We start from the raw sequence: 8,781 nt of genomic DNA, 5'->3' as shown, positions 1-8,781 counted from the left end.
CAAGCCCGCCATCGGCATCGACCTGCCGCGCTCCGACTCCGACTTCTGGAACTCCTACGCCGAGTACGTGAAGAAGGACATCAAGACAGACGGCATCAACGCCCTGCCGCTGAGCAACTCGCAGAACGACGTGACCAAGCTGGTCGCCAACGTGCAGGTGTTCCAGAACACGGGCGCCAAGGCCGTCGTCATGGCGCCGCAGGACACCGGCGCCATCGCCTCCACCCTCGACACCCTGGCGGCGAAGAAGATCCCCGTGGTCAGCGTCGACACCCGGCCCGACAAGGGCGACGTCTACATGGTGGTGCGCGCCGACAACCGGGCCTACGGCACCAAGGCCTGCGAGTTCCTCGGCGAGCAGCTGGGCGGCAAGGGCAAGGTCGCCGAACTGCAGGGCGCGCTGGACTCGATCAACGGACGGGACCGCTCCGAGGCGTTCGCGGAGTGCATGAGGACGAAGTTCCCGAAGATCAAGTTCTTTGAGCTGCCCACCGACTGGAAGGGCGACGTGGCCTCCGCCAAGCTGCAGAGCCTGCTCGCCCAGCACCCGGACCTCAACGGCATCTACATGCAGGCCGGCGGTGTCTTCCTGCAGCCGACCCTGGCCCTGCTGGAGCAGAAGGGCCTGCTGAAGCCCGCCGGGGAGAAGGGCCACATCTCGATCGTCTCCAACGACGGCATCCCGCAGGAGTTCGACGCCATCCGCAAGGGCCAGATCGACGCCACCATCTCCCAGCCCGCCGACCTGTACGCGAAGTACGCGCTTTACTACGCCGAGGCCGCGGCCAAGGGCAAGACCTTCAAGCCGGGAGCGACTGACCACGACTCCACCATCATCAAGCTGCCCAACGGCCTGGAGGACCAGCTGCCCGCGCCGCTGATCACCAAGGACAACGTCGACGACAAGACCCTGTGGGGCAACAACGTCGGCTGACGACGGGCAGCTCCCGCCCGCCACGTCGGGGGACGGACAGCTTCGTCCCCCGACGCCCGCCCGCCGGAGGGGGGTACACCACACCCCTCACCCCCAGCCCGTACACGAAGGACGGTGTCCACCATGGCGGAGTCCGCGACCGCCCAGGCGACCGGCCCCGGCACCCCGGCCCCGGTGGCCGAAGCGACCGGCATCAGCAAACGATTCGGCGCGACTGTCGCGCTACGCGGCGCCCGTATCGCCGTCACCCCGGGCGAGTCGCACGCCCTGGTCGGACGCAATGGCGCCGGCAAGTCGACACTCGTGTCCATCCTCACCGGCATCCAGCAGCCCGACGCCGGAACCCTGCGATTCTCCGGCGAGCCTGCGCCCGCCTTCGGCGACATCGACGCCTGGCGCTCGCGCGTCGCCTGCGTTTACCAGCGCTCCACCATCATCGGTGAGCTGACGGTCGCCGAGAACCTCTTCCTGAACCGGCAGAGCGCCGGAGCGGTGCAGCCCATCCGGTGGAAGCAGTTGCGCCGGCGTGCCGAGGAGTTGCTCGGCGAGTACGGCGTGGCCGTCGACCCCGCCGCGCGGGCCAGGGACCTCACCGTGGAGCAGCGGCAGTTCGTGGAGATCGCACGGGCCCTGTCGTTCGGCGCGCGCTTCATCATCCTCGACGAGCCGACCGCGAAACTCGACGCCCGCGGCATCGACCGGCTGTTCGGAAAGCTCAGCGACCTCCAGCGTCAGGGCGTCGCCTTCCTCTTCATCTCCCACCACCTGCAAGAGGTGTACGACCTCTGCACGACGGTCACGGTCTACCGCGACGCGGCCCACATCCTCACCGCGCCCGTCGCCGAGCTCGGCCGCCAGGCCCTTGTGGAGGCCATGACCGGCGAATCCGCCCACACGGTCACCGCTACCACCGACCGGCCCGCGGCCGTACGGGCGGAGGGCACCGAACTGCTGGCGCTCGACGGACTCACGCTGCCCGACGTCTGCGAGGACGTCTCTCTCTCGGTCCGCTCCGGCGAGGTCGTCGGGCTCGCCGGAGCTGCGGCAAGCGGCAATGTGCAGGTGGGTGAGGCGATCGCCGGTCTGCACCGCGCCAGGACAGGACGCATCGCGGTCGGCGGCAGAGCCGTGCGCACCGGCAGTGTGCCCTCCGCGCTCACCGCCGGAGTCGGTCTGGTCCCCGAGGACCGCCACCTCCAGGGACTGGTCAACAACCGCAGCGTGGCGGAGAACGCCACGCTGACCGTCACCGACCAGCTCGGCCCGTTCGGCACGGTGCTGCCGGCCCGCACCAAGGTGTTCGCCCGGCGCATGATCCGGGACCTCGACATCAAGACCCCGGGAGCCGCCACCCCTGTCTCCGCCCTCTCGGGCGGCAATCAGCAGAAGGTCGTCGTCGCCCGCGCCCTGGCCACCGACCCGCACGTCCTGGTGGCCATCCGCCCCACCAACGGTGTGGACGTCAAGTCCAAGGAGTTCCTGCTCGGCAGGATCCGGCAGGTCGCGGACGGCGGCAGGGCCGCGCTGATCGTCTCCGACGAACTGGACGACCTCAGGGTCTGCGACCGGGTCGTCGTCATGTTCCACGGGCGTGTCGTCGCCGAGTTCGACCGCGGCTGGAAGGACGACGACCTCGTCGCCGCCATCGAGGGCGTCTCCGGTGACATGCCCCCCGCCACCGCGTCCCCCGCATCCGCGGTACCCGCCTCAACCGGCGCAGACGAGCACGGAAGGTAGTCATGTCCGCCACCACAGATCTCACCGAGCCCGCGGCGAGCACAGCCGCGCCGGCCGCCGACGGCACCGCCCGCCACCGGGTCGACCTCGGACGCTTCAGTGAACTGTCCCTGGTCCCGGCGATCCTCGTCCTGGGTCTGATCGGGTTCATCGTCTCGCCGGCCTTCCTCACCGCCGACAACCTGATCGGTGTGGCTCAGCAGTCCACCGAGCTGAGCCTGCTGGTGCTCGCCACGACCTTCATCCTGGTCGCCGGACGGATGGACCTGTCGCTGGAGTCCACCATCGGCGTGGCTCCCGTCATCGCCGTATGGCTCGTCCTGCCGACCGCCGGCGGCCGGTTCAACGGGCTCGGCCTGTTCCCCGAGTGGACAGCGGTCCCGCTCTGCCTGCTGGTCGGCGCGGTGATCGGCGCCGTCAACGGCTTCCTCATCCTCAAGCTGCGCCTCAACGGCTTCATCGTCACCCTCGGCGCCCTCACCATGCTCCGCGGCCTGCAAGTCGCCCTGTCCGAGGGCCAGTCCATCGTCGAGCTCCCTTCCTCCTTCACGTACCTGGGCAGGGCGTCCTGGCTGGGCGTGCCTGCCGCCATCTGGGTGTGCGCGCTGCTCTTCGCCCTCGGCGGCAGTGCACTGGCCTGGCTCCGGCACGGCCGGGCGCTGTACGCGATCGGCGGCAACGCGGAGGCGGCCCGTACCGCGGGCATCCGCGTCGACCGCATCGTGTGGATCGTCCTCATCCTCGGCAGCGTCCTCGCCGCGTTCGCCGGCATCCTCTACAGCGGCCACTACGGCTCCATCTCCGCCACCCAGGGCAGCGGCTGGATCTTCCAGGTCTTCGCCGCGACCGTCATCGGCGGGGTCAGCCTCAACGGCGGCAAGGGCTCCGTCTTTGGCGCCCTCACCGGCGTCCTCACCCTGCAGCTCGTCGTCAACGTCATGACGCTGGCGGGCGTGCCCCCGCTGTGGAACCAGTTCCTCAACGGCGCCATCATCATCGTCGCCTTGATCATCTCCCGGTTCGCTTCCGGCGAGAAGCAGGAGTAGCCACGCCCCGCGAGCGGCTCCGTCGGCCGCGAGCCGCTCGCGGCCGACGGAGTCGCCGCCCCACTCATCCTCAACAACGAGAGGCACCCTCGTGGCCCTGACGGACGATGCGATCGACAAGATCAAGGCAATGATCGTCGCCGGCGAACTCGCCCCCGGTTCCCGGCTGCCCAAGGAGGAGATCCTCGCCGGACAGCTCGGCCTCTCCCGGAACTCTCTGCGCGAGGCCGTTCGGGCGCTGACCGCCATGCGGATCCTGATCACCCGTCAGGGCGACGGCACGTACGTGTCCAGTCTGGAGCCGCACCTGCTGCTGGAGAGCCTCTCCTTCGCCGCGGACGTCTCCCAGGGCGCCACGGCCCTGCAGTTGCTCCAGGTGCGGCGCCTGCTCGAACCGCAGGCGACAGGGCTGGCCGCCCCGCTGCTGAAGGAGCAGGACCTCCAGGAACTGCGCAACATCCTCGACCGGTCCCGGACCGTCACCACGGTGGAGGAGTTCGTCGCCCACGACATCGCCTTCCACCTCAGGATCGTCGAAGCCGTCGGCAACCCCGTGCTGTCGATGCTGCTGCAGGTGCTCTCCACCCGCACCCAGCGCGTCCGCATCGTCCGCGGCAGCAGAACCCGTGACGCCCTGGACAACGCCCACCGGGACCACGAGCAGATCCTCGACGCGCTCCGGTCACGCGACGCCCTGCTGGCCGCATCGGCCGCAACGGTGCACATCACCGCCGTCGAGCAGTGGCTGGCGACCAGCCTGACCGATGTCCCTGAGGAACCTCTCACCTGCTGACCGCCCCGGCAGCGGGAAGAACATCGCCCAGCGCGACTGACCGAGGAGGACCCAAGCGCCCGGCCGGCATCACCACGACTGCGGCCTCGCGCAGAATACGGGCGAGCCCAACCGACCGCTTCACACCGGCGCCGACCACTCCAAGGCACGCCCTGGTCGCGCAACTCCGCCAAGGCCGGCACAACTTCCTCGGCCATACGGGAGTTAGTGCTGTTCGAATCCTGAGCTGGGCGTTTGCCCAGCTCAGGATTGGAAGCGGGTCGTTTCCGGGCGGCTGGTCGCGGACGGGGACCGACCATCCTTTTCTGTGACAGAAGCGTTGCCCGGAGTAGGCGCAGAAACCTGCCTTCCGGTCGATTCTACGAACAGAGTTCGGCATACCGACATCGACGGTATCTCCGCACCGCCAGCACCAGAGGGCGCACCCTATGGGACCCGCGCTGACCCGGCGAACAATCCTCGGCATGATCGCCGGCTCGGCCGCGGCCGCCATCACCGGTGTCTCGGCCGGTACCGCCGTCGACCGCGGAACCAACCTCTACATCGCCCAGATATCCAGCCCATGGACCATCACCGGCACTCCGGTCATGATCAGCCGGCTGACCGCCGCGTGGGAGACCGCCGGAGGCGCGACGGTCAACGAGGGCCCGGCAGTGATCCAGCGGAACGGCAAGGTCTTCATGACCTTCCCAGCCGCCACCACCAGTGCCGTCTACTGCATGGGCATGCTGACCGCCTCCGCGTCGGACGACCTGCTCAGCGCCTCGTCATGGACCAAGAACCCGAACCCCGTCATCGCCAGTTTCGTCGCCACCGGCCAGTACGGCCCCGGGCACAACCAGTTCACGGTCTCCGAGGACGACAAGTCGGACATCTTCGTCTACCACGACCGCAGCTACAAGGACATCAGCGGTTCCCCGCTCAACGGCCCCAACCGCCGCACCCGCGTCCAGAAGATCTACTGGAAGGCTGACGGGACGCCCGACGTCGGCGTCCCGGCCGCCGACAGCCTCACCCCGATCCGGCTGTCCTGGTACAACCACCCCGACCGGTTCGTCCAGCACCGGGAGTACCGTGCCAAGATCGAGGCGAACGTCGCGCCACTCGCCGACTCGCAGTTCCGCGTCGTCACCGGACTCACCGGCACCGTCTCCCTGGAGTCGGCGAGCTTCCCCGGCTACTTCCTGCGCCGCAAGAACAACGAGGTGTGGGTGGAGAAGAACGACGGGACGGCGCTGTTCGCGGGCGACGCCTCCTTCACCGCGCGGGCCGGCCTCGCGGACTCCGCCGGGGTCTCCTACGAGTCATTCAACCTTCCGGGCCGCTACATCCGCCATTATGTCCAGGCTGTGAGCACGACGACCGCCCGGGCCGACGCCACCTTCTACAGCCAGCGAGGCACAACTGCGGTCCGTTACCCTCCGGAAGGCTCCGACCCCACGGTCGGAGCCCTCCGCACCGACCGGCACTGCCACACGCTCGCGTGGCAATGGCCATTCCCGGCGCCCCTTAAGGCCGTGAGGCGGCTCTGCTCGCTCCCGCGAGTGATCGCGGGCGCGGGCCCTCTACCCGCTCGGTCCTGCGGGTTGGCCTCTCATGCGCCCCATCGCGTCGAAGTCCGCCGTCACCGCGGCGGCTGCCGTCCTGGTTCTGACTCCCAGCGCGTCCGCGTCGGCCCCGACGAGCGCAGACCGCACCCAGCGGGGACCTGACCATCTTGACCAAGTACTGGTGGTGGACGTCTGCCTGGACAACGTGCTGCGGGCCACAGCACGCCATCATTCCCCACGGAACCGCCACCCCTATACCCCACCAGGTTGGATAGCTCCTCGCCATAGATCCGATGTATAGCGCTCCGCATCGATCTTTGGACGGGTATCGACTCAGCTGTAGACGCGGCCATCGTGGTTCATCTATAAATCCATCGGATGTCTTCTGGAAGTTGGAGCGGAACACAGCCACCGCGCCGGTGTTCCGCTCCTCACACCCTGCTCTCCTCCCTCCCGCCCCCGACACATGGAGCCGCACCATGTCCTCTGCCTCCCTCAGCAGACGCTCTCTGATGAAAGCCGCCGCCCTCGCCGGAGGAGTGGCGGCCTTCGGGCTGCCGCAGGCCCTGTGGCCCTCCACCGCCGAGGCATACGACGTCCCCTCGAAGATGGACTGGTGGTACCAGGCCCGGTTCGGGATGTTCATCCACTTCGGGTCCTACGCGCATCTCGCCAAGGGCGAGTGGGCGATGAACCAGCAGCGGTGGAGCAAGGTGAACTACCAGACCCAGGTCAGCCAACCTTTCGACCCGAGCCAGTTCAACGCCGCCGCCATCGCCGAACTGGCCAAGAACGCCGGCATGAAGTACCTCGTGATCACCGCCAAGCACCACGAGGGCTACGCGATGTGGAACTCCGGCGTGGCGAGCTTCACCGACACCACCGGCGACAAGCTGTACAACCTGCATGACTACAGCGGCTTCCAGACCGACGTGCTCGGGGACCTCAAGAGGGAGTGCGAGAGCCGTGGGATCAAGTTCTGCCTGTACTACTCGATCCTCGACTGGAACCATCCGTCACAAGTCGACCGCTACCAGGGCGGTTTCACCACCATGTCCTCGCAGGCCGCCCGCACCGCCTACATCGCCGACATGAAGGCGCAGCTCCAGGAACTGCTGGACCGCTACGACCCGGCTCTGCTGTGGTTCGACGGCGACTGGTCCGGCGAGCCTTCCAGCCCCACCCTTACGGACTGGTGGCTGAAATCGGACGGCATCGACCTCTACAACTGGCTGATCGCCCGCAAGCCCGGCCTCATCGTCAACGAACGGGTCAAGCGGGACCTCGGTCTCGGCGACTACGCCGTCGCGGAGTTCGCGATACCCGCCCAGCCGATGGACCGGCAGTGGGAGAAGTGCGCCACCATGAACGGCTCCTGGGGTTACAACGCGGACCTCGAGACCCGCTACAGACCCCTGAAGGACCTCGTCCGGGAACTCGTCACGGTGGTCTCCCGGGACGGCAACTACCTGTTGAACATCGGCCCCACGGGCGAGGGCCTGGTCACCCCCGGAACGGAATCCGTCCTGAACGGCCTGGCCTCGTGGATGTCGACGTACAGCGACAGCATTCACGGCACCAGCGGCAGCCCGTTCACCTTCGAACCGGCGTGGGGGAAGGTCACCAAGAAGAGCGGCAAGCTCTTCGCCCACGTCTTCACCTGGCCCACGAACGGCCAGCTGCGGATCCCGGCGATCGACAACACGATCAGCCGCGTCTACCTGATGAACAACCCCTCGGTCTCGCTCTCGTACACCATCAGCGGCGGCACCATCGACGTCACCGTGCCGACCACCGCGCCGAACGCCAACGTCTCCGTGGTGTGTGTCGAGGTCTTGGGCATGCCCATCGGGGTTTCCACATCGGCGACGGTGTTCCAGAACGTCAGCTATCAAGGCAACAGCGCCATTCTGCCGCTGGGCAGCTACACGTCCTCCCAGCTGTCCGCCGCAGGCCTGGGGCCCGCCATGGCCTCCTCCATCCTGGTACCCGACGGCTACCAGGTGACGGGCTACTCCGGCGACAACTTCACCGGCACCGCCTGGACGTTCACCTCCAGCAACCCCGACCTCGTGGCGACCGGCAACAACGACGCGATCCGATCACTGAAGGTGACATTCAGGCCCGACAAGTACTTCCGCCTGACGAATGTCACCAGCCGCTTGGTGCTGGACAGCGGCGGCGATGTCGCCAGCGGCTCGAGGCTGAAGCAGTGGTCGCCGGGAAACTACTCCAATCTTCAGTGGCAGGCAGTCGAACTCGGCGACGGTTACTACAAGCTCGTCAACCGCACCAACGGCATGGTCGCCGACGGCTGGGGCTCCACCGCCAACGGCGATCCGGCCCGGCAGAAGGCCTGGGACGGCAGCGACACGCAGCAGTGGCGCATCACCCCCCGCGGCCAGGGCCAGTACTCGATCGCCAATCGCAGCACGGGACTGGTCCTCGACAGCGGCGGCAAGGTCACCTCAGGGTCCGTGACCAAGCAGTGGACCTGGCAGCAGAACAACAACCTGCTCTGGACGATCCGGCCGGTCTCCTGACCGGCGCCTTCCCGGTGACCCACCTTCCCACCCGGTCGGGGCTGCGGCACACGACCGGGTGGGTAGGCGTTGCAGGACGGCAAGCCGGTGCCCTCGCAACGCGCTGGACCCGCACTCCGTCGACGAACAGCTGCCGGCTCTGCGTGCCGGCAGCTGTTCGGAGGCGCGGTAGATGTTC

General features: G+C 67.9%; 5 protein-coding genes and 1 pseudogene. All 6 read left to right on the top strand.

All coding sequences use genetic code 11. From position 1 onward, the window contains the following. Nucleotides 1-934 (top strand): sugar ABC transporter substrate-binding protein (locus tag AOK15_RS00250; RefSeq protein WP_055511371.1); only part of this gene is annotated, 934 nt, incomplete at its 5' end. Nucleotides 935-1,057: 123 nt separating this feature from the next. Continuing rightward, complete coding sequence (locus AOK15_RS00245) at nt 1,058-2,671, top strand: sugar ABC transporter ATP-binding protein (RefSeq protein WP_055511369.1); 1,614 nt, start codon at nt 1,058-1,060, stop codon at nt 2,669-2,671. A gap of 2 nt (nt 2,672-2,673) precedes the next feature. After that, on the top strand, nt 2,674-3,717 hold the full coding sequence (locus AOK15_RS00240; RefSeq protein WP_055511367.1) for an ABC transporter permease: 1,044 nt from the start codon (nt 2,674-2,676) through the stop codon (nt 3,715-3,717). 91 nt (nt 3,718-3,808) lie between these two features. Then, on the top strand, nt 3,809-4,510 hold the full coding sequence (locus AOK15_RS00235) for a FadR/GntR family transcriptional regulator (RefSeq protein WP_055511365.1): 702 nt from the start codon (nt 3,809-3,811) through the stop codon (nt 4,508-4,510). Nucleotides 4,511-5,025: 515 nt separating this feature from the next. Beyond that, nucleotides 5,026-5,904: pseudogene (locus tag AOK15_RS00230) on the top strand (AbfB domain-containing protein); the annotation flags it as partial. A gap of 635 nt (nt 5,905-6,539) precedes the next feature. Next, the gene (locus AOK15_RS00225; RefSeq protein WP_055511363.1) at nt 6,540-8,603 is read left to right on the top strand and encodes an alpha-L-fucosidase; all 2,064 of its coding nucleotides are present in this window, start codon (nt 6,540-6,542) and stop codon (nt 8,601-8,603) included. The last annotated feature ends 178 nt before the right edge of the window (nt 8,604-8,781 follow it).

Origin of the sequence: Streptomyces ossamyceticus (assembly GCF_001418475.1) — a bacterium.
Classification (GTDB): Bacteria; Actinomycetota; Actinomycetes; order Streptomycetales; family Streptomycetaceae; genus Streptomyces; species Streptomyces ossamyceticus.
This window is presented reverse-complemented; position numbering and strand designations above follow the sequence as displayed.

What these genes read in the sequence shown, in the direction of transcription:
- AOK15_RS00245 (WP_055511369.1), top strand. Translation starts at nt 1,058, where the DNA reads ATGGCGGAGTCCGCGACCGCCCAGGCGACCGGCCCCGGCACCCCGGCC.
- AOK15_RS00240 (WP_055511367.1), top strand. Translation starts at nt 2,674, where the DNA reads ATGTCCGCCACCACAGATCTCACCGAGCCCGCGGCGAGCACAGCCGCG.
- AOK15_RS00225 (WP_055511363.1), top strand. Translation starts at nt 6,540, where the DNA reads ATGTCCTCTGCCTCCCTCAGCAGACGCTCTCTGATGAAAGCCGCCGCC.